We start from the raw sequence: 20,275 nt of genomic DNA on the forward strand, positions 1-20,275 counted from the left end.
GTCTTTTTTGTTTATCCTGTTATACTGATTATTACAAAGCAAAAAGAGAGGGGTTTGGATATGTGTTTGATTACATTTCGTATCGCGAATCATCCAAAGTATAAATTAATCCTGGCTGCTAATCGAGATGAAGCTTATGCAAGACCTACAGAAATGGCTTCTTTTTGGTCGGAGCATCCTCAACTATTAGCAGGCAAAGATTTAGAAGCAAACGGTACTTGGTTAGGTATAACAAAAGATGGGCGAATTGCTGCGATTACTAACTGCCACGAGGGAACCGATAAAGTTGAACAAATTACTTATACAGCTGATTCACCTAAAAAATCTCGTGGTAAAATCATTACCGACTACCTTTTATCAAAAAAACAACCTGAAATCTACCTGCATGAACTAATAAAAGAAAAACATGCTTATCAGCCTTTTAATATTCTATTGGGAAACGCAGATGCCCTCTACCACTTCAATTCGCAAGAAGAATCTTTTGTGCAACTACACAAAGGAACGCATAGTATCAGCAATGCTAGCCTTGATACACCTTGGCCAAAAGTAAGAAAAACAAAAAAACAAATCGACCGTATTCTTAAGGGAGAAGATCACTATATTGAATCTTTATTTGAAATGATGATGGATCAAATACCAGCTAGAGACGATGAATTGCAATATGCCGCTGCTCTTCCGCTTGATTTAAGAAGAAAAACTTCAGCGCCTTTTATTAAGACAGAAGGATTTGGGACACGCTCTACCACACTCCTTCTAGTCGATTACGATGATCAAGTAACCTTTCTTGAACGGACGTACAAGAAAAACGATACATCTTCAGATCAAATGTTTCATTTTAAAATTGGAGAATAATCGTTGATGAAGAAAATCTACACACAAAAAGGCAACCGTTCCTCTAAAGGAATGATTGCCTTTTTACATGGTAATATATTTTCTTATTTCGTTTCTAACATATAGTCATTTCTCGAATTTTTTTTGTTCGTTCTGCGACCTATCAAGGTTCCAATAAAAGCGAGGAATACCGTTATCCCTGTTACAACTGCAATCATCCCTGCAATTGCCACATCGAATTGAAAGGCGAGATAAACGCCTACGATACTATTAAAAGTCGCAACGATCATCGCTATTCCAATCATTTGCTTCAAGTTCTTACTGTATAAATAGGCGGTTAAAGCAGGTCCTACCATAAATCCAACCACCAAAATCGATCCTACTGAATCATATGCTCCTACCGCTGTAATCGATACAGAAGTCATTAACCCATAATGTAAAATTGCTGGCGAGAAACCTAAAGCAGCTGCATAAGCAGGATGGAAAGTCGAAACTTGTAATTCTTTAAAGAAAAGATAGATCAATGATCCATTTAAAACAAGAATGACTAAATTAATCCATAGGGCTTGCGGCCCTAAGTCCATTCCGAATAATGAAAAGCGTGTAAAAGGAGTAAATCCAATTTCTCCCATCATGACACTATCGACATCTAAATGTACACTTCCTGCGTAACGAGTGATCAAGATAATCGCAATACTAAAGAACAGTGGATATACAAGGCCAATCGCAGCATCTTTTTTCATTAATTGTGTTTGTTGCAGTGCTTCTGTCAACCAAACAGTCAATATTCCGATTATTCCGGCCCCAAGAAATAGCAAAGGGGAACTGAGATCTTGTGTCACAAAAAAGCTCAAGACAATCCCTAATAACACCGAATGAGTAATAGCATCCGACATCATTGTCATTCCTCTAAGTACTAAGAACACACCAGGCAAACAACAAGCAATCGATACAACGATTGCAACTAGCATAATTTCGCCCATCATACTCATGTTGTCACCCTTTCTTTCCCATCGTCTAACTCTTTTGCTTTTTTCAAAAGTTCTTGTTTATTTCTGTGATGGCGTAATTGACGTGCAACCAAACCTCGTTGTGGGGCAAATAAAATACTAATCAAGACAAATAAACTTGCAGTTAATACGATTGTTGGCCCTGTTGGTATCTTCACTCCAACAGAACTAATGAAAGAACCAATTACCCCTGATAAAAAGCCAAATATTCCCGCAATGATTGTTACAATATGCATGCGATTTGACCATTGACGTGCAGCGATTGAGGGAGCAATAAGCATGGTACTCATTAATACAACCCCTACCGATTCTAATCCGATCACAACTGTTACAACAATCATTAATGAAATCAAACTATTTAAAAATCTACTTGAAAATCCTACTGTATGAGCAAAAACAGGATCAAAAATAAATAACTTAATTTCTTTCCAAAAAATAATTAACAAAAGTAACATAATACTCCCTAAAACGACTGAAAGACGGACATCCTTCACGAGCATAGAAGAAGCTTGCCCATATATAAAATTTCCTAAGCCCGCTTGATTTCCATTTGGTCGTTTTTGTATGTAAGTCATGATTACTAAACCTAAACCAAAAAAACTGGAAAGCGTTAGGGCCATAGCTCCATCGCCTTTAATAATACTTTTATTTTTCATCCAGTTAATCAATAGAGTAGCAAAACCGCCGGCGATGGCTGCGCCCACTAACATCACAACAAGATTCTTTTCACCTAAGAAAAGAAATGCAAGTCCAATACCCGGAAGCGCTGAGTGACTCAGTACATCTCCAAGCAAGCTCTCTTGTTTCAATGTCGCAAGAGTTCCAATCACACCGCTGAACAGACCTAGAAAGCCGGTTCCAAGAGCAACGGTTTGGAAGGTATAATCAGTTAGGAGATTATTGAACAATTCCCACATCTTCTTCACCTTCTTCTCCTAAGTTATGATCTACTCGATATGTTTCCTCAATATTTTCCTCTGTAAATACCTCTTCAACCGGTCCATTTGCCACAATTTCACGGTTTACAAATACTACCTCATCAAAATACTCTTCCACAGTTTGCAAATCATGATGGATGACTAGAATTGATTTTCCAGCTTCTCGTAATTCTTTTAGCAAGACCATAATAATACCTTCTGTCTTTTTGTCCACTCCAGCAAATGGTTCATCCATCAAATAAATATCTGCTTCTTGTACTAAAGCACGTGCTAAAAAGACTCTCTGACGTTGTCCACCTGATAACTGACTAATTTGGCGGTTAGCGAAAGTAGGTATGCCCACTTTCGCTAACATCGTCCGGGCCAAATCATAATCACTTTTACGAGGACGTTTTAACCACCCTAAATGACCATATCTGCCCATAACAACTACATCTAAAACAGTAGCAGGAAAATCCCAATCTACGCTATTATTTTGTGGTACGTAGGCAATCTTTTTCTTCACATCATGGTATAGATGTTTTTTGCCATTTAAATAGTAATCAACGGTTCCATTCAGAGGTTTGATGAGATCCAACATTGATTTCATCATTGTTGATTTACCAGCACCATTGGGCCCAATTATCGCAGTCATAGCTCCTTCCTTAAAGGATGTAGAGATATTCCATAAAACGGGCTTTGCACCGTAAGCAACGGTAAGGTGATTTAAATCAATAACTTTTTCCACTTCGTTCTAACTTCCTTTCACAACATTCTTTATTTCAATGCATCCACAATTGTATCAATATTTTGGTGATACATTTTTACATATGTCTCTGCATCTTGTGATTCATCTCCAAGCGCATCCGAAAATAGTTCTCCGCCAATTTCAACTTCCCAGCCTTTACTTCGAACAGCTTCTTGCAAAGATTCAATTGTCTTTGTCGGTACAGAACTTTCGATAAAGATTGCTTTAATTTTCTTTTCTGCAATAAATCCTGCTAATGAGCTGACATCTCCTGTTCCAGCCTCTGTTTGCGTATTGACCCCTTGTAAACCAACTACCTCAAAGTCAAAAGAATTACCAAAGTAACTAAAGGCATCATGAGCAGTTACTAAATAACGTTGTTCAACAGGAAGTTCCTCGATACGCCCTTCGATATAGACGATCAACTCATCCAATTCTTTTTGATAGCGTTCGTTATTTTCTTGATATAATTCCGCATTTTCGACATCTACTTTACTTAATTCTGTGGTTATATAGTCTGCGGCTAACTTCCAATTATTTACACTGAACCAAATATGTGGGTCTACAGCTCCTCCGTTTTCTTCTGATTCTAATAAAGTTGATTCAGGTATTGCTTCTTCCAAGACAAAAAGTGTCTTATCTTGTTTTACTAAGTTTTCAAAAACGTCTCCCATTTTACCTTCCAAATGCAAACCATTATAAGCAACGATATCTGCATTCATTAACGTGGTAACATCTGAAGAAGAGGCTTGATAGCCATGTGGATCAATACCCGGTCCCATCAATCCTTCTACTTGAAGCTTGTCTCCGCCGATTTCCTTCAATAAATCAGTCAACATTGTTGTCGTAGCAACTACTTGTAACTTTCCATCTTCTTGTGTGCTTTCTGTTGCTCCATTCCCACATCCAGCTAAAAGGAAAGCCAGACTTAGTAGTAATCCTATTATTTTTTTCATATTGTTTTCACTCCTGAAGTTGTTTAATTATAAATTTAAGTATACTTAAATTTATAATTAAGTCAACCTTTCTGATTGAATAAAATCTTTGCGTTGCTCTAATTTAAAATAATACGTATACTGATAGATATAGATCACGTATGAGAGGAATGGCATTATGACTCCAAGCAAAGGGGATTTTTTGAAAGCAATTGTTAAACTTGGTGGTGGAGAACGTCGTGTAAACAACAAAGATTTAGCAAAAGAATTAAGAATCTCTTCTGCAGCTGTGACTGATATGGCCCTTAAATTAATGGATGACGGATATATTAATTACATTCCTTATAAAGGCATCAAGATTACAGAAACCGGCAGAAGAGAAACAAATAAACTGATTCGAAAACACCGTCTTTGGGAAGTTTTCCTATATGAGAAACTTGGTTATAACTGGAACCAAGTTCATGCTGATGCTGATTTATTGGAGCACGCTTCCTCTGATTTCTTAATTGAACGATTAAATGAATTTTTAGGATTTCCTACGATGGATCCCCATGGCGAATTCATTCCAAATGCAGAAGGCGAGGTTGAAAGTTCTACTTCTTTACCATTAAATGAGCTAGAAGCAGGAAAATCTTTTATTATCACGGAAGTTTCAGACAATACTGCTTTTTTAAATTACTTACTTCAAAAAAATATCACACTTCATGATAAATATTACTTAGTTGAAATAGAGGAATACGAAGGGGCTTTACTATTGGAAGATGAAGAAGGTAATCAAAAAAGGATCAGCGCCAATACAGCCTCACAGATTAAAGTACATGTGAATTAAGAATCTTTCTATTATCCAAAAAAGGTACGAGGAAATTTTTCCCTCGTACCTTTTTTGCTTTTCCGGTCCACCAGTTCGCTTCTAAACGCTTTTCCTCACACTCTAATTTTTAAATGAATGTAGTGGAGCTGGTATTCTTCCGCCTCTTGCAATCAAATCAAAGGAAGAGAACTCACTTACTCCCAAAATAGGCGCTCTTCCTAATAAACCACCGAATTCTACTTCATCTCCTACATCCATTCCTGGAACAGGAATTAAACGAACGGCCGTTGTTTTGTGGTTCATGATTCCAATCGCTGCTTCATCAGCTATCAACGCTGAAAGGGTCGCTGCAGTCGTTTTTCCTGGGATAGCAACCATATCCAGTCCAACCGAACAAATCGCTGTCATCGCCTCTAATTTGTCGATTGTAATCGCTCCTAGCTCAACAGCTTCAATCATCCCAATATCTTCTGAGACCGGTATAAAGGAACCAGATAATCCCCCTACATGCCCACAAGCCATTAATCCACCTTTTTTCACTGCATCATTCAATACTGCAAGAGCAGCCGTTGTCCCATGAGTTCCAACACGTTCTACGCCCATCTCCTGTAAGATATAAGCAACCGAGTCGCCAACCGCAGGTGTTGGAGCCAGTGATAAGTCAACAATGCCAAAGGGAACTCCCAGTTTTTCAGCTGCCAACGTACCAACTAACTGTCCCATACGGGTGATTTTAAAAGCAGCTGTTTTAATTGTTTCAGCCACAATGTCAAAAGGCTCCCCTTTTACTTTTTCTAAGGCGCGTTTTACCACGCCTGGACCACTCACGCCAACGTGGATAACAACATCAGCTTCTCCTACACCGTGAAAAGCTCCTGCCATAAAGGGATTATCATCAACCGCATTTGCGAATACAACTAATTTTGCAGCTCCTAAGCCATCGGCATCAGCTGTTAGTTCTGCCGTTTCTTTAATCACTTCACCCATTTTTGCAACAGCGTCCATATTAATTCCTGCTTTTGTAGAACCAATATTCACAGAAGAGCAAACCACCGATGTCTCCGCCAGTGCTTGTGGGATGGAGTCAATCAAGATACGATCGCCCTTCGTATATCCCTTTTCAACGAGTGCACTAAATCCACCAATGAAGTCTACACCAACTTCTTTTGCAGCTTTATCCAATGTCTTCGCAAAAGCTACATAATCAGTGTCCTGTGAAGCTCCTGCCACAAGTGCAATTGGTGTAACCGAAATTCGTTTATTGATAATCGGAATACCTAAGTTCTGTTCAATCTCAGTTGCAACAGCCACTAAATCTCTTGCATAAGAGGTTATTTTGTTATAAATTTTTTCTCTTGCCTTTTCCCCATCAGAGTCCGCACAATCTAAAAGGGAGATCCCCATTGTGACCGTACGAATATCCAATTTATCTTCTGCAATCATTTGGATAGTTTCTAAAATATTTTCTTGACGATTCATTTTTCCACCTACTTTACAAGCTATGCATCGCATTAAAAATCTCTTCAGACTGAATGCGGATGACAAGCTGCTCTCTTTCTTCTACTGCTTTCATTTGTTCCTGTACTTCTGGAATCGTTAAAGAAGAACCCGAAAAGTCACATAACAAAATCATTGTAAAGTATTCTTCCATTAAAGTTTGGGAAATATCCAAGATGTTCACTTCTACTTCCGCCAACTTCGTACTCACACTTGCTACAATTCCTTTATGATCCTTACCTGTTACCGTAATAATTGCTTTCATCATTTCTCCTCGCTTTTCAACATAAATAGATTGAATGCATTATACCACAGACTTTCTCATCAAAATATCCTTTTCACAAAAGCTATTCAATTATTTCTAATTGTAATTTAATTTTCAAAATACGCAATACTGCTTCGTTAATTTGTTCTTCGGCTATTCTTCCTTCTTCAACAGCAGAAATAACCGCTGATACTTGAGCAGGAAACTCTGAACTAATCAATATATCGTTCCCAGCTAAAACCGCTAATACAGCAGCTTCTTCCGTTTCCGCAAACAAACGTAAACCATCCATAATCAGATCATCCGTCATAACAATCCCATCGAATGACAAATTTTCCCGCAACAATTGATTGACCTCAGGAGAAAGCGACGCAGGCATGGTTTCATCCACACTCGTAATGACATTATGCGCAACTAATACAGCTGAGGCGCCGGCCTCAATTCCAGCTTGAAATGGTAAAAAGTCCCGTTCGATAAATGTTTGAAAGTCCCGTTCGTCATAAGCAATCCCTGTATGGGTATCCATGTTATTTCCATAACCAGGAAAGTGTTTGATTACACTGGCAACTTTTTCATCTTGAGACAGCTTGACTGCTGTTTTCACAAATTCAGCCACTTCATTGGGATCCATTGAAAAAGCACGACTATAAATAAAATCTGTTTCTTCAAGAGGAACATCTGCTACTGGAGCTAAATTCATATTTAATCCCAGTTCCTTCAAAAGTAATGCTTTTTCTTGCTCCTGCGCTCTTATCTCTTCCCATCCATCCCATACAAATGCTTCTTGTGGTGAAAGAAACGGCTCAGAGCGATATTGTTCAAAAGAACTGACTCGAGTTACTTCTCCGCCTTCTTCATCCACCGCCATAAATAAATCGATTGGCATCGAATTCTGTATTGCTTGTATTTCTTCTGCAACGGTTTCTGGTATCTTTTCACTAAAGTCCTTTGCGAACCAAATATAACCTCCTAAATGATATTGTTGTGCCAAGTAATCAGCATCTTCATCCGGCAACCTTGCTAAGAACATTTGGCCGACTTTCTCTTCAAGAGATAGGTCTTCTAAAATCACTTGAGCACGGTCCTCATTGTTATTTTCAGGATCCGTTGTTTCTTTTGATTCAACTGATTCTGATGATTCATCTTCAATCGAACTTTCTACCGATGAGATAGTTGAACTACTTTGTTCATTACTAGAATCATCTCTTTGACAACCAGCTAAGAAAAATAGCAAAAGAATAAGTAAAAGAAAATATTGACTGCGATGATCGTTCTTTTTCATTTAAACCACTCCTCATTATAGTAAGGACAACATCTATTTACAGTACTACGATAACTTTTTTTCACTTAGAACACCAGTAAATCAGTCAAAAAAATAGACCAACGAATCTCTCGAGACGCTGGTGTATTCTTTACTTGCTTTCTAGTGCTTGCTTTAAATCTTCCACTAAATCATCTGCATCTTCAATCCCAACCGAAATTCTCAATAAATCCTCTGTTAATCCATAAGATTCTCTCAGTTCTTTCGGTACATCTGCATGTGTCTGAGTAGTAGGATAAGTAATCAAACTTTCCACACCGCCAAGACTTTCTGCAAAAGTAAATACCTTAATCGATGATAAAACAGAAGCAACTCGCTCTTCTTCCTGAAGTCGAATGCTGATCATAGCACCTTTTCCAGGATACAGAACTTCTTTTATTTGTGGATGTTTTTTTAATGCATCAACAATCTTCTGCGCGTTACTCTCTTGACGATCTAACCGCAAAGGCAAAGTTTTCAAACTACGAATGAACAACCAACAATCAAAAGCTGACAAAGTAGGTCCAGTTGTATTTGAGAGCCACTGTAACTTTTCCCCAATCGTTTCATCGTTTGTTACAACAACTCCTGCAAGTACATCATTGTGTCCCGTTAAATATTTTGTTCCAGAATGAACGACGATTTGAGCGCCTAATTCAAGTGGACGTTGTCTCAAAGGAGTTAAGAAAGTGTTGTCAACAATCAGTATGGCATCTACTTCCTTTGCGAGTACACTCACTTTTTCCAAATCAATTTCTTGCATTAATGGATTCGTGGGAGTTTCTACAAAAACAGCATCAATTTCTGAGGTCAATAGATTTTTCAAATCTTCCAAGCTAGTAAAATAATGAAATTTTGCAATCCTTTTATCTTCAAGTTCTTTAAAATAACGAAAACTTCCGCCATACAAATCCCTCGATACTAAAAACTCAGATCCTGCGGGAAATAATTGAAAGACTAGTTGAATCGCACTCATGCCAGAACTGGTAGCAACTGCCTGTGTCCCTCCCTCTAATACAGAGAGTCCTTTTTCTAAAATATCTCTCGTCGGATTATTGGTTCTCGTATAATCATAGCCCGTACTCTGCCCTAATCCCGGATGAGCAAAGGTAGACGATAAATAAATAGGAGGACTCACAGCGCCTGTCGTTGGATCTTCATGATTTCCTATCTGTGCCAAAAAAGTATTAAAATTACTCAATTAAACTCCCCCTCATAACTCTCTAACGCCTCCACCAACTGATCGACTGCTTGTTTCAATATTGTCGGTGTCGTTGCCAAATTCAGCCGAATGAAACCTTCACATTCTTCAGAAAACCATTCGCCATAGTCAACCGCTAGCTGTGCCTTTTTTTGTACAATTTCTTTTATTTTTTTTCTAGGAATAACCGTCGTTAAATCAATCCAAGCGAGATAGGTTCCCTCTAATGGAGATACTATAATGGCTGGAAACTTCTTGAGACGATTAATTAATATTTCATAATTTAAACGAATGACCCCTAACAAACCATCCAGCCATTCTTCTCCTGTTTCATAGGCTGTCTGACCTGCCAGCTGACCTAACAAATTATTTTCCGTTTGTTGATAAAATATAATCCGCTGATCAAACTGTCTTCGTAATTTATCATCAGGGATGATAATGTGTGAATGTAATAAACTTGCTAAGTTAAAAGTTTTAGATGGTGCATTACAAAGAATCAAACAATCATGAAAACTACCATCAGCAATATTCAAGGTCGATACAAACTTCTTGTTTCCAACTCCAAAATCCTGATGAATTTCATCGGCAATTACTAACACACCATGCTTTTTACAAAGTGACAAAACTTCCAACAATTCATCCTCATCCCATATTCTTCCCACTGGATTATGAGGTGAACAAAGTATAAACAACTTTGGCTTTTCGACTCTTAATTTTTCTTCAAAATCTTTTAAATCAAATCGATACTGCCCATTTTCAGATTTTAAAGGAGAAACGACTAATTTTCTTTCCGTATCTTTAACAGCATGGAAGAATGGATAATATACTGGCGGTTGAATAAGCACTCCGTCGCCTTTTTCAGAAAAACATTGGATTAAATGATAAAGGGATTGTACAACGCCAGTTGAGAAGCGAAGCCACTCTTTTTGAAGATGAATATTATGACGCTTTTCTTGCCAAGCTGAAAAAGAACGAAAGTAATCTGCATTATCTAGAGAGTAACCAAAAACCCCATGTTGGATTCGATTAATTAGTGCATTTGTCACAGTTTCTGGCGTTTGAAACTCCATATCTGCGACCCACAGCGGCAGTAAATCAGCATCTTCAAATCGTTCTTCTAAGGCGTCCCATTTCAAAGATTCTGTATTACGACGCTCTTTTTGATAGCGATCAACAAATGCATCAATAGCCATATTCTCTACCTACTCTCCCCATACTTCTTGTGCGATTGATTTCACTAGAGCAATTTTAGCCCATTGTTGTTCCTCAGTAATAATATTTCCCTCTTCGGTTGAAGCAAAGCCACATTGTGGACTTAACGCTAATTGATTTAAATCAATATATTGCGCTGCTTCATGAATACGATTAATAATTGTTTGACGGTCCTCGAGTTCTCCATCTTTTGAGGTAATCAAACCTAATACAACCAACTTATCTGGACTGACTAATTTTAATGGTTCGAATCCACCTGAACGATCAGAATCATACTCTAAATAATAAGCATGTACATTTTCTTTATTAAACAAAGGATCCGCTACAAAATCGTATGGACCAGCAGAAGCATATGTAGAATGGTAATTTCCACGACAAACATGTGTATTCACAATTAAGTCATCTGGAAGCCCGTCAATCACTGCATTATTAACGGATAAGTACAATTCCTTAGAAGCGATGCGAACGTCTAATTCTGTTTGTCCTTCTGGAACTGGGATTCCTGCTGGAAGTGGTGCAACTAACATTCCCCAAGTACAGTCGTCTAACTGAATTGAACGTGCTCCTTCGTTGTAAATATCTAAAATAACTTGTTTGTATGCAGCAACTAAGTCTGCTATCAGTTCTTCATTTGTAGCGTAGAATTTTCGAACGTCTTCTAAATTGTCATCTCGGAATAATTCCACCAAGATTTGTGCAGGCGCGGGAATTGTCTGTTTTACTTGTATACCCTTACTCACATGGTCACGAACAAATTTGTAATCCTCTACAAAGGGATGATTCTCGCAACTAATTTTTCCGCTTATCGTTACTGTTCCTGGACGGGTCTCTTCACCATGAAATAAATAACCCTGTGCTGGAATTTTAAACTCTACTCCTTGTAATCCCCAGAAAAAGTCTAAATGCCACCAGCTGCGGCGAAATTCTCCGTCACTAACGGCTTTCAATCCTGCTTCTTCCTGCTTTTTGATTAATTTAATAATTTCTTTATCTTCTACCTCTTTTAATTCTTCCGCTGATATCTCGCCTGAATTGAATTTAACTCTTGCTTCTTTCAATTCTTCTGGTCTTAAGAAGCTTCCCACTGTATCATAGCGAAACGGAGAGATTTTACGTTCTGTAAATGTTTGTATTGTCATTTTTATTTCCTCCAATTAATGAATGTTATTTTTTTCAATAAAAAAACCGTCCCTCTGTCATACATACTTGTACAACAAAGGGACGGATTAATTCCGTGTTACCACCCTAGTTCATGTTATTCTCGCGAATAACATCTCAACGATTCCTATTGAAATCGCGCAATATAACGGTTGCGACCGTTCAAAAGGCGTGAACCTTTTTGAAAACTCAGAGCTCATCTTCACCTACTCACTCAGTACCCTTTCTCACCGAACCGGGTTCTCTTGCCTGACTTTATAAGCTACTCTTCTCTTCAACGTTTAATTTTTGTTAAAATGAAAATTCAATTAGATATAAATGAAATTATATGGTTAATAACGATAATTGTCAACCACCAAATTTTAATTTTATACTTTAATCAAATGGAGAGTATAATATCAAGCATTTCTGTTTTTTAAAAAAGAAGAAACACAAAAAGGAGTTTACACACTGAATTCAGTGTGTAAACTCCTTTCAAAACATTTTAATAATACCGGCGGCCGGGGTCGAACCGGCACGCCCTCGCGGGCACTGGATTTTGAGTCCAGCGCGTCTGCCTATTCCGCCACGCCGGCAAGATATTATTTATGCAAATTTTTCATCCCTTTTGGGAAAGGCGGTAACCGGATTTGAACCGGTGATGAAGGTTTTGCAGACCTCTGCCTTACCACTTGGCTATACCGCCGAAATACTGGGGTAGCTGGATTCGAACCAACGAATGACGGAGTCAAAGTCCGTTGCCTTACCGCTTGGCTATACCCCAATAAAAAAAGGGCGACTGATGGGAATCGAACCCACGAATGCCGGCGCCACAAGCCGGTGCGTTAACCACTTCGCCACAATCGCCACAATCCAAAACAGGGGTAGCAGGAATTGAACCCACACCAACGGTTTTGGAGACCGTTGTTCTACCTTTAAACTATACCCCTAAGGACGTAAAAAATGGAGGGGGGCAGATTCGAACTGCCGAACCCGAAGGAGCGGATTTACAGTCCGCCGCGTTTAGCCACTTCGCTACCCCTCCAAGGTGGCTTGGGACGGAATCGAACCGCCGACACCTTGAGCTTCAATCAAGTGCTCTACCAACTGAGCTACCAAGCCAAAAATATAAGGTTTACTCTGAGCTTTCACTCAATTAAAATAAACGGTTCCGACGGGATTTGAACCCGCGATCTCCTGCGTGACAGGCAGGCATGTTAACCCCTACACCACGGAACCAATGGAGGTTAACGGGATCGAACCGCTGACATCCTGCTTGTAAGGCAGACGCTCTCCCAGCTGAGCTAAACCTCCAATAAATATTAAAAAAAGAAACACGATAGACTTATGTCTAAGTATACCATACTTTTGCATCGTTAAAACGATAACTTTATGGTAATGACCCGTACGGGACTCGAACCCGTGTTACCGCCGTGAAAGGGCGGTGTCTTAACCGCTTGACCAACGGGCCTAAAAAATAATGGGCCTAAATGGACTCGAACCATCGACCTCACGCTTATCAGGCGTGCGCTCTAACCAGCTGAGCTATAGGCCCTTACTATTTAAAAGCGGGTGAGGAGAATCGAACTCCCGACAACAGCTTGGAAGGCTGTAGTTTTACCACTAAACTACACCCGCGTGGCGGTTCCGACGGGATTTGAACCCGCGATCTCCTGCGTGACAGGCAGGCATGTTAACCCCTACACCACGGAACCACTTTGCGTAAAAATATTTATTAAGAATATTCCTTGGACTAACATCCAAGTATGCTATGATTGTAAGTTATCAAACTAACAATCATGCTAATTGCGGGGGCAGGACTTGAACCTGCGACCTCCGGGTTATGAGCCCGACGAGCTGCCAACTGCTCTACCCCGCGATAATAAAAATGATAAGCCGATTAAGGCAAAGGAGGATAAGGGATTCGAACCCTTGCACGCTTTTACACGCCTGACGGTTTTCAAGACCGTTCCCTTAAGCCGGACTTGGGTAATCCTCCGAAGTAAATAATTAAAATAGCATACTTTATCATAGTTATAAACAATCATGATAATGACCCGTACGGGATTCGAACCCGTGTTACCGCCGTGAAAGGGCGGTGTCTTAACCGCTTGACCAACGGGCCTTTAAAAATGTCAATCATAATTTCATAAAAGAAAACGGAGAAGGAGGGATTTGAACCCTCGCGCCGCTATGAAACGACCTACACCCTTAGCAGGGGCGCCTCTTCAGCCACTTGAGTACTTCCCCAATCAAAGACTGATTTTCTTTGCTGCAATTTCATGCTGCAATGGACCTTGCAGGACTCGAACCTGCGACCGGACGGTTATGAGCCGTCTGCTCTAACCAACTGAGCTAAAGGTCCAGGCTCTTAAGTGTAACCTTTTCTGAACGTCCATTTTGTAAAAATAGCGGCGGAGGGGATTGAACCCACGACCTCCCGGGTATGAACCGGACGCTCTAGCCAGCTGAGCTACACCGCCAAAAAACAATAATAATGTTGAGTTATTATTAAATCGGGAAGACAGGATTCGAACCTGCGACCCCTTGGTCCCAAACCAAGTGCTCTACCAAGCTGAGCTACTTCCCGTACTAATAAAAATGCACCCAGCAGGAGTCGAACCTGCAACCGCCTGATTCGTAGTCAGGTACTCTATCCAATTGAGCTATGGGTGCATAAGAAAAATGCCGAGGATCGGGGTCGAACCGATACGGTGAAAACTCACCGCAGGATTTTAAGTCCTGTGCGTCTGCCAATTCCGCCACCCCGGCAGTATAATATTAAAATATAAGGATTCTTACTTCCTTATGAAGCGGAAGACGGGGTTCGAACCCGCGACCCCCACCTTGGCAAGGTGGTGTTCTACCACTGAACTACTTCCGCAAACAGATGCCGGCTAAAGGACTTGAACCCTCGACCCTCTGATTACAAATCAGATGCTCTACCAACTGAGCTAAGCCGGCATATATTTTTTATAAAACAAGTGCGGGTGAAGGGACTTGAACCCCCACGCCTCGCGGCGCTAGATCCTAAATCTAGTGCGTCTGCCAATTCCGCCACACCCGCGTTTCTTCTTATATTTATGATAAAAAGAAATGAGTCATGCAGGGCTCGAACCTGCGACCCTCTGATTAAAAGTCAGATGCTCTACCAACTGAGCTAATGACTCAAAGGAAATACTGTAAGCTATTCCTAAGTTCATCATGTTCGTAAGCTGCTAACGCAACAATAAGCATGACAATGGAGGTTAACGGGATCGAACCGCTGACATCCTGCTTGTAAGGCAGACGCTCTCCCAGCTGAGCTAAACCTCCATAATGTAAAAAATATGTAAACAAGAGTTCCTGAATATAATACAATATTCTGAGTTGCTCTGCAAGTAAAAACTTTAACTATAGTAAAATAATTTTAAAAACATTTTTGCGCGGCAGCGTCCTACTCTCACAAAGGGAAACCCTTCACTACAATCGGCGCTAAGAAGCTTAACTTCTGTGTTCGGGATGGGAACAGGTGTGACCTTCTTGCCATCGCCACCGCACATATCTTGTTTTCAAAGGAACTTCGTTCCCTCAAAACTGAATAGCCAACATGATCTACCGGAAAGAAACCATTCTTCCGCCTTACCGTCTGTTTCTTGGTTAAGTCCTCGACCGATTAGTACTGGTCCGCTCCACACATCGCTGCGCGTCCACTTCCAGCCTATCTACCTGATCGTCTCTCAGGGGTCTTACTCATTTAAAATGATGGGAAATCTCATCTTGAGGGGGGCTTCACGCTTAGATGCTTTCAGCGTTTATCCCTTCCACACATAGCTACCCAGCGATGCTCTTGGCAGAACAACTGGTACACCAGCGGTGTGTCCATCCCGGTCCTCTCGTACTAAGGACAGCTCCTCTCAAATTTCCAACGCCCGCGACGGATAGGGACCGAACTGTCTCACGACGTTCTGAACCCAGCTCGCGTGCCGCTTTAATGGGCGAACAGCCCAACCCTTGGGACCGACTACAGCCCCAGGATGCGACGAGCCGACATCGAGGTGCCAAACCTCCCCGTCGATGTGAACTCTTGGGGGAGATAAGCCTGTTATCCCCAGGGTAGCTTTTATCCGTTGAGCGATGGCCCTTCCATGCGGTACCACCGGATCACTAAGCCCGACTTTCGTCCCTGCTCGACTTGTCTGTCTCGCAGTCAAGCTCCCTTCTGCCTTTGCACTCTGCGAATGATTTCCAACCATTCTGAGGGAACCTTTGGGCGCCTCCGTTACATTTTAGGAGGCGACCGCCCCAGTCAAACTGCCCGACTGACACTGTCTCCCTGCCCGATAAGGGCAGCGGGTTAGAGTGTTCCTGCCACAAGGGTAGTATCCCAATGGCGCCTCCATCGAGACTAGCGTCCCGACTTCTACGGCTCCTACCTATCCTGTACATGTGGCAGAAACAATCAATATCAACCTGCAGTAAAGCTCCATGGGGTCTTTCCGTCCTGTCGCGGGTAACCAGCATCTTCACTGGTACTATAATTTCACCGAGTCTCTCGTTGAGACAGTGCCCAAATCGTTACGCCTTTCGTGCGGGTCGGAACTTACCCGACAAGGAATTTCGCTACCTTAGGACCGTTATAGTTACGGCCGCCGTTTACTGGGGCTTCAATTCGAAGCTTCGCCTTGCGGCTAACCTCTCCTCTTAACCTTCCAGCACCGGGCAGGCGTCAGCCCCTATACGTCATCTTTCGATTTTGCAGAGACCTGTGTTTTTGATAAACAGTCGCTTGGGCCTATTCACTGCGGCTGACCTTGCGGTCAGCACCCCTTCTCCCGAAGTTACGGGGTCATTTTGCCGAGTTCCTTAACGAGAGTTCGCTCGCTCACCTTAGGATACTCTCCTCGACTACCTGTGTCGGTTTGCGGTACGGGCAGTTGGTTTCTAACTAGAAGCTTTTCTTGGCAGTGTGGCATCGGGAACTTCGGTACTCAATTTCCCTCCCCGTCACAGCTCATCCGTGCGGGGGAAAGCATTTGACTCTCCCCCGGACTCACTGCTTGGGCGTGCTCTTCCAATCGCACGCTTTCCTTAGCCTCCTGCGTCCCTCCATCGTTCAAACAAAAACAACTGGTACAGGAATATCAACCTGTTGTCCATCGCCTACGCCTGTCGGCCTCGGCTTAGGTCCCGACTAACCCTGGGAGGACGAGCCTTCCCCAGGAAACCTTAGTCATTCGGTGGACGGGATTCTCACCCGTCTTTCGCTACTCATACCGGCATTCTCACTTCTAAGCGCTCCACCGGTCCTCACGGTCCGGCTTCTCTGCCCTTAGAACGCTCTCCTACCACGGAACCCCAATGGGTTCCATCCACAGCTTCGGTGATCTGTTTAGCCCCGGTAAATTTTCGGCGCAGGGTCACTCGACTAGTGAGCTATTACGCACTCTTTAAATGATGGCTGCTTCTGAGCCAACATCCTAGTTGTCTGTGCAACCCCACATCCTTTTCCACTTAACAGATACTTGGGGACCTTAGCTGGTGGGCTGGGTTGTTTCCCTTTCGACTACGGATCTTATCACTCGCAGTCTGACTCCCGGACTTGAATCCATGGCATTCGGAGTTTATCTGAATTCGGTAACCCGAGAAGGGCCCCTAGTCCAAACAGTGCTCTACCTCCACGATTCGTTGATCCGAGGCTAGCCCTAAAGCTATTTCGGAGAGAACCAGCTATCTCCAGGTTCGATTGGAATTTCTCCGCTACCCACACCTCATCCCCGCACTTTTCAACGTACGTGGGTTCGGTCCTCCAGTGCGTATTACCGCACCTTCAACCTGGACATGGGTAGGTCACCTGGTTTCGGGTCTACGACCACATACTCATTCGCCCTGTTCAGACTCGCTTTCGCTGCGGCTCCGCCTTTTCGGCTTAACCTCGCATGGGATCGTAACTCGCCGGTCCATTCTACAAAAGGTACGCCATCACCCCTTAACGGGCTCTGACTACTTGTAAGCACACGGTTTCAGGTACTATTTCACTCCCCTTCCGGGGTGCTTTTCACCTTTCCCTCACGGTACTGGTTCACTATCGGTCACTAGGGAGTATTTAGCCTTGGGAGATGGTCCTCCCGGATTCCGACGGAATTTCTCGTGTTCCGCCGTACTCAGGATCCTGGTAGAGCTGCGTTGGATTTCGCATACGGGGCTGTTACCCTGTCTTGCGCGGCTTTCCAGCCGGCTTCTGCTATCCATTGCAGTCTCACGTCCCAGTCCTACAACCCCAGAGAGCAAGCTCTCTGGTTTGGGCTTTTCCCGTTTCGCTCGCCGCTACTCAGGGAATCGATTTTTCTTTCTCTTCCTGCAGGTAATGAGATGTTTCAGTTCCCTGCGTCTACCTCAAACACGCTATGTATTCACGTGTTTGTAATATCCTATCAAAGATATTGGGTTGCCCCATTCGGAAATCTCCGGATCAATGCTTACTTACAGCTCCCCGGAGCATATCGGCGTTCGTCCCGTCCTTCATCGGCTCCTAGTGCCAAGGCATCCACCGTGCGCCCTTATTCACTTAACCTGTGGTCAAGCTTCGGCCATTGCTGGCCTTTACTATCGAACGTTTTCGTTAAAAAATCGTCCAACGTGTAACGCGGTAAAATGTTTTGGTTTCTTACTTTGTATTTCATGTTATGCTATTCAGTTTTCAAGGAACAAAGATTCATTGAGAGTTGACCTCTCAAAACTGAACAAGAATGATGAACTTCGGCAGGTTCCGTTAAATTCCTTAGAAAGGAGGTGATCCAGCCGCACCTTCCGATACGGCTACCTTGTTACGACTTCACCCCAATCATCTATCCCACCTTAGGCGGCTGGCTCCCGTAAGGGTTACCCCACCGACTTCGGGTGTTACAAACTCTCGTGGTGTGACGGGCGGTGTGTACAAGACCCGGGAACGTATTCACCGCGGCGTGCTGATCCGCGATTACTAGCGATTCCGGCTTCATGCAGGCGAGTTGCAGCCTGCAATCCGAACTGAGAATGGCTTTCAGAGATTCGCTTGCCCTCGCGGGTTCGCTGCTCGTTGTACCATCCATTGTAGCACGTGTGTAGCCCAGGTCATAAGGGGCATGATGATTTGACGTCATCCCCACCTTCCTCCGGTTTGTCACCGGCAGTCTCACTAGAGTGCCCAACTGAATGCTGGCAACTAGCAATAAGGGTTGCGCTCGTTGCGGGACTTAACCCAACATCTCACGACACGAGCTGACGACAACCATGCACCACCTGTCACCTTGTCCCCGAAGGGAACCTCCCATCTCTGGGAATGGCAAGGGATGTCAAGACCTGGTAAGGTTCTTCGCGTTGCTTCGAATTAAACCACATGCTCCACCGCTTGTGCGGGTCCCCGTCAATTCCTTTGAGTTTCAGCCTTGCGGCCGTACTCCCCAGGCGGAGTGCTTAATGCGTTAACTGCAGCACTGAAGGGTGGAAACCCTCCAACACTTAGCACTCATCGTTTACGGCGTGGACTACCAGGGTATCTAATCCTGTTTGCTCCCCACGCTTTCGAGCCTCAGCGTCAATTACAGACCAGAGAGTCGCCTTCGCCACTGGTGTTCCTCCATATATCTACGCATTTCACCGCTACACATGGAATTCCACTCTCCTCTTCTGCATTCAAGTTCCCCAGTTTCCAATGACCTTCCACGGTTGAGCCGTGGGCTTTCACATCAGACTTAAGGAACCGCCTGCGCTCGCTTTACGCCCAATAAATCCGGACAACGCTTGCCACCTACGTATTACCGCGGCTGCTGGCACGTAGTTAGCCGTGGCTTTCTGGTCGGGTACCGTCAAGGCAGGAACAGTTCCTTTCCTGCTTGTTCTTCTCCGACAACAGAGTTTTACGATCCGAAAACCTTCTTCACTCACGCGGCGTTGCTCCGTCAGACTTTCGTCCATTGCGGAAGATTCCCTACTGCTGCCTCCCGTAGGAGTTTGGGCCGTGTCTCAGTCCCAATGTGGCCGATCACCCTCTCAGGTCGGCTACGTATCATCGCCTTGGTAGGCCGTTACCCTACCAACTAACTAATACGCCGCGGGTCCATCCCTAAGCGACAGCACAAAGGCCGTCTTTCCTTCCCCCTCCATGTGGAGAGGGAAACTATGCGGTATTAGCACCCGTTTCCGGATGTTATCCCCCGCTTAAGGGCAGGTTACCCACGTGTTACTCACCCGTTCGCCACTAACGTCCAGGGAGCAAGCTCCCCTTCGGTTCGTACGACTTGCATGTATTAGGCACGCCGCCAGCGTTCGTCCTGAGCCAGGATCAAACTCTCATGTTAAATGTGGACTCTTGTACAGAAATCCGACATGATAAGCTGAATAGCTCTTTTTTTGCTGACTTAATGTTTGCGGTACAAAGTACCGGCTTTATT

General features: G+C 42.9%; 12 protein-coding genes, 27 tRNA genes, 3 rRNA genes and 1 other annotated feature. Of the genes, 2 read left to right on the forward strand and 40 right to left on the reverse strand.

The features are described 5' to 3' along the window. The first annotated feature begins 60 nt into the window (after positions 1–60). Entirely contained in the window at positions 61–852 is a 792-nt protein-coding gene (locus tag EJN90_RS05805) for an NRDE family protein (protein WP_126109426.1), read from the forward strand. 83 nt (positions 853–935) lie between these two features. On the opposite strand, the gene EJN90_RS05810 is transcribed toward EJN90_RS05805, so the two are convergent. The 4 genes from EJN90_RS05810 to EJN90_RS05825 are packed head-to-tail and all read right to left on the reverse strand — an operon-like array spanning position 936 to position 4,462. After that, entirely contained in the window at positions 936–1,823 is an 888-nt protein-coding gene (locus EJN90_RS05810) for a metal ABC transporter permease (RefSeq protein ID WP_126109428.1), read from the reverse strand. Continuing rightward, a complete protein-coding gene (locus EJN90_RS05815; RefSeq protein ID WP_126112322.1) occupies positions 1,820–2,758 on the reverse strand; it encodes a metal ABC transporter permease in 939 nt (312 codons plus the stop codon). The genes EJN90_RS05810 and EJN90_RS05815 overlap by 4 nt, the downstream gene beginning before the upstream one ends. Next, positions 2,739–3,506: a metal ABC transporter ATP-binding protein gene (locus EJN90_RS05820; RefSeq protein WP_126109430.1), complete on the reverse strand. Its 768-nt coding sequence runs from the start codon at positions 3,504–3,506 to the stop codon at positions 2,739–2,741. The genes EJN90_RS05815 and EJN90_RS05820 overlap by 20 nt, the downstream gene beginning before the upstream one ends. Before the next feature lie 29 nt (positions 3,507–3,535). Continuing rightward, on the reverse strand, positions 3,536–4,462 hold the full coding sequence (locus tag EJN90_RS05825; RefSeq protein WP_126109431.1) for a metal ABC transporter solute-binding protein, Zn/Mn family: 927 nt from the start codon (positions 4,460–4,462) through the stop codon (positions 3,536–3,538). Positions 4,463–4,619: 157 nt separating this feature from the next. On the opposite strand from EJN90_RS05825, the gene EJN90_RS05830 reads away from it, so the two are divergent. Then, positions 4,620–5,270, forward strand: a complete 651-nt coding sequence (locus EJN90_RS05830; RefSeq protein ID WP_126109432.1) for a metal-dependent transcriptional regulator — start codon at positions 4,620–4,622, stop codon at positions 5,268–5,270. 102 nt (positions 5,271–5,372) lie between these two features. Here the strand turns inward: EJN90_RS05830 and EJN90_RS05835 are convergent, their stop codons facing one another. The 36 genes from EJN90_RS05835 to EJN90_RS06010 form a co-directional block, all read right to left on the reverse strand. Further along, a complete protein-coding gene (locus EJN90_RS05835; RefSeq protein ID WP_126109433.1) occupies positions 5,373–6,731 on the reverse strand; it encodes a PFL family protein in 1,359 nt (452 codons plus the stop codon). Positions 6,732–6,744: 13 nt separating this feature from the next. Then, positions 6,745–7,017, reverse strand: a complete 273-nt coding sequence (locus tag EJN90_RS05840) for an ACT domain-containing protein (protein ID WP_227872595.1) — start codon at positions 7,015–7,017, stop codon at positions 6,745–6,747. Positions 7,018–7,096: 79 nt separating this feature from the next. Further along, positions 7,097–8,296, reverse strand: coding sequence for a glycoside hydrolase family 3 protein (locus EJN90_RS05845; RefSeq protein ID WP_126109434.1), 1,200 nt, complete (start codon positions 8,294–8,296; stop codon positions 7,097–7,099). 130 nt (positions 8,297–8,426) lie between these two features. After that, a complete protein-coding gene (locus EJN90_RS05850; RefSeq protein WP_126109435.1) occupies positions 8,427–9,515 on the reverse strand; it encodes a PLP-dependent transferase in 1,089 nt (362 codons plus the stop codon). Next, positions 9,512–10,708: a MalY/PatB family protein gene (locus EJN90_RS05855; protein ID WP_126109436.1), complete on the reverse strand. Its 1,197-nt coding sequence runs from the start codon at positions 10,706–10,708 to the stop codon at positions 9,512–9,514. Before EJN90_RS05855 ends, EJN90_RS05850 begins: the two co-directional genes overlap by 4 nt. 9 nt (positions 10,709–10,717) lie before the next feature. Further along, complete coding sequence (locus EJN90_RS05860; RefSeq protein ID WP_126109438.1) at positions 10,718–11,866, reverse strand: 5-methyltetrahydropteroyltriglutamate--homocysteine S-methyltransferase; 1,149 nt, start codon at positions 11,864–11,866, stop codon at positions 10,718–10,720. A 75-nt stretch (positions 11,867–11,941) separates the two neighbouring features. Then, positions 11,942–12,172 (reverse strand) — a binding site (T-box leader). A gap of 204 nt (positions 12,173–12,376) precedes the next feature. Further along, a tRNA-Leu gene (locus tag EJN90_RS05865) sits at positions 12,377–12,460 on the reverse strand. A 39-nt stretch (positions 12,461–12,499) separates the two neighbouring features. Then, positions 12,500–12,570, reverse strand: a tRNA-Cys gene (locus EJN90_RS05870). 6 nt (positions 12,571–12,576) lie between these two features. Continuing rightward, positions 12,577–12,648 (reverse strand) — tRNA-Gln (locus EJN90_RS05875). 10 nt (positions 12,649–12,658) lie between these two features. Further along, a tRNA-His gene (locus tag EJN90_RS05880) sits at positions 12,659–12,731 on the reverse strand. A gap of 12 nt (positions 12,732–12,743) precedes the next feature. Beyond that, positions 12,744–12,814: transfer RNA gene (locus EJN90_RS05885), tRNA-Trp, on the reverse strand. A gap of 14 nt (positions 12,815–12,828) precedes the next feature. Continuing rightward, positions 12,829–12,909: transfer RNA gene (locus tag EJN90_RS05890), tRNA-Tyr, on the reverse strand. Between the two features lie 4 nt (positions 12,910–12,913). Next, a tRNA-Phe gene (locus EJN90_RS05895) sits at positions 12,914–12,986 on the reverse strand. A gap of 44 nt (positions 12,987–13,030) precedes the next feature. After that, positions 13,031–13,103: transfer RNA gene (locus tag EJN90_RS05900), tRNA-Asp, on the reverse strand. 2 nt (positions 13,104–13,105) lie between these two features. Further along, positions 13,106–13,178: transfer RNA gene (locus tag EJN90_RS05905), tRNA-Val, on the reverse strand. An 85-nt stretch (positions 13,179–13,263) separates the two neighbouring features. Continuing rightward, a tRNA-Glu gene (locus EJN90_RS05910) sits at positions 13,264–13,335 on the reverse strand. Between the two features lie 10 nt (positions 13,336–13,345). Continuing rightward, positions 13,346–13,419 (reverse strand) — tRNA-Ile (locus EJN90_RS05915). Between the two features lie 12 nt (positions 13,420–13,431). Then, a tRNA-Gly gene (locus tag EJN90_RS05920) sits at positions 13,432–13,502 on the reverse strand. Position 13,503: 1 nt separating this feature from the next. Continuing rightward, a tRNA-Asp gene (locus EJN90_RS05925) sits at positions 13,504–13,579 on the reverse strand. A 91-nt stretch (positions 13,580–13,670) separates the two neighbouring features. Further along, positions 13,671–13,743, reverse strand: a tRNA-Met gene (locus EJN90_RS05930). 30 nt (positions 13,744–13,773) lie between these two features. Beyond that, positions 13,774–13,863, reverse strand: a tRNA-Ser gene (locus EJN90_RS05935). Positions 13,864–13,917: 54 nt separating this feature from the next. After that, positions 13,918–13,989 (reverse strand) — tRNA-Glu (locus EJN90_RS05940). A 35-nt stretch (positions 13,990–14,024) separates the two neighbouring features. Next, positions 14,025–14,114 (reverse strand) — tRNA-Ser (locus EJN90_RS05945). A gap of 41 nt (positions 14,115–14,155) precedes the next feature. Next, positions 14,156–14,229, reverse strand: a tRNA-Ile gene (locus EJN90_RS05950). 44 nt (positions 14,230–14,273) lie between these two features. Continuing rightward, positions 14,274–14,347, reverse strand: a tRNA-Met gene (locus EJN90_RS05955). A 33-nt stretch (positions 14,348–14,380) separates the two neighbouring features. Next, positions 14,381–14,454: transfer RNA gene (locus tag EJN90_RS05960), tRNA-Pro, on the reverse strand. A 12-nt stretch (positions 14,455–14,466) separates the two neighbouring features. After that, a tRNA-Arg gene (locus tag EJN90_RS05965) sits at positions 14,467–14,540 on the reverse strand. A gap of 10 nt (positions 14,541–14,550) precedes the next feature. After that, positions 14,551–14,636: transfer RNA gene (locus EJN90_RS05970), tRNA-Leu, on the reverse strand. A 40-nt stretch (positions 14,637–14,676) separates the two neighbouring features. Continuing rightward, positions 14,677–14,748, reverse strand: a tRNA-Gly gene (locus EJN90_RS05975). Between the two features lie 7 nt (positions 14,749–14,755). Beyond that, a tRNA-Thr gene (locus EJN90_RS05980) sits at positions 14,756–14,828 on the reverse strand. 21 nt (positions 14,829–14,849) lie between these two features. Further along, positions 14,850–14,931 (reverse strand) — tRNA-Leu (locus EJN90_RS05985). A gap of 30 nt (positions 14,932–14,961) precedes the next feature. Beyond that, positions 14,962–15,034: transfer RNA gene (locus EJN90_RS05990), tRNA-Lys, on the reverse strand. A 72-nt stretch (positions 15,035–15,106) separates the two neighbouring features. Continuing rightward, positions 15,107–15,179, reverse strand: a tRNA-Val gene (locus tag EJN90_RS05995). A 108-nt stretch (positions 15,180–15,287) separates the two neighbouring features. Further along, positions 15,288–15,403, reverse strand: a 5S ribosomal RNA gene (rrf, locus tag EJN90_RS06000). Positions 15,404–15,499: 96 nt separating this feature from the next. Then, a 23S ribosomal RNA gene (locus EJN90_RS06005) occupies positions 15,500–18,417 on the reverse strand. 211 nt (positions 18,418–18,628) lie between these two features. Next, positions 18,629–20,182: ribosomal RNA gene (locus EJN90_RS06010) — 16S ribosomal RNA — on the reverse strand. The 16S, 23S and 5S rRNA genes sit together here with 27 tRNA genes alongside, the layout of an rRNA operon. Positions 20,183–20,275: the final 93 nt, after the last annotated feature.

Origin of the sequence: Jeotgalibaca ciconiae, from assembly GCF_003955755.1 — a bacterium.
GTDB lineage: Bacteria > Bacillota > Bacilli > Lactobacillales > Aerococcaceae > Jeotgalibaca > Jeotgalibaca ciconiae.

Excerpts from the sequence above, each read along its gene's own strand:
- EJN90_RS05805 (WP_126109426.1), top strand. The coding sequence starts at position 61 with ATGTGTTTGATTACATTTCGTATCGCGAATCATCCAAAGTATAAATTA.
- EJN90_RS05840 (WP_227872595.1), bottom strand. The coding sequence starts at position 7,017 with ATGATGAAAGCAATTATTACGGTAACAGGTAAGGATCATAAAGGAATT.
- EJN90_RS05825 (WP_126109431.1), bottom strand. The coding sequence starts at position 4,462 with ATGAAAAAAATAATAGGATTACTACTAAGTCTGGCTTTCCTTTTAGCT.
- EJN90_RS05835 (WP_126109433.1), bottom strand. The coding sequence starts at position 6,731 with ATGAATCGTCAAGAAAATATTTTAGAAACTATCCAAATGATTGCAGAA.
- EJN90_RS05810 (WP_126109428.1), bottom strand. The coding sequence starts at position 1,823 with ATGAGTATGATGGGCGAAATTATGCTAGTTGCAATCGTTGTATCGATT.
- EJN90_RS05855 (WP_126109436.1), bottom strand. The coding sequence starts at position 10,708 with ATGGCTATTGATGCATTTGTTGATCGCTATCAAAAAGAGCGTCGTAAT.
- EJN90_RS05860 (WP_126109438.1), bottom strand. The coding sequence starts at position 11,866 with ATGACAATACAAACATTTACAGAACGTAAAATCTCTCCGTTTCGCTAT.
- EJN90_RS05815 (WP_126112322.1), bottom strand. The coding sequence starts at position 2,758 with ATGTGGGAATTGTTCAATAATCTCCTAACTGATTATACCTTCCAAACC.
- EJN90_RS05830 (WP_126109432.1), top strand. The coding sequence starts at position 4,620 with ATGACTCCAAGCAAAGGGGATTTTTTGAAAGCAATTGTTAAACTTGGT.
- EJN90_RS05845 (WP_126109434.1), bottom strand. The coding sequence starts at position 8,296 with ATGAAAAAGAACGATCATCGCAGTCAATATTTTCTTTTACTTATTCTT.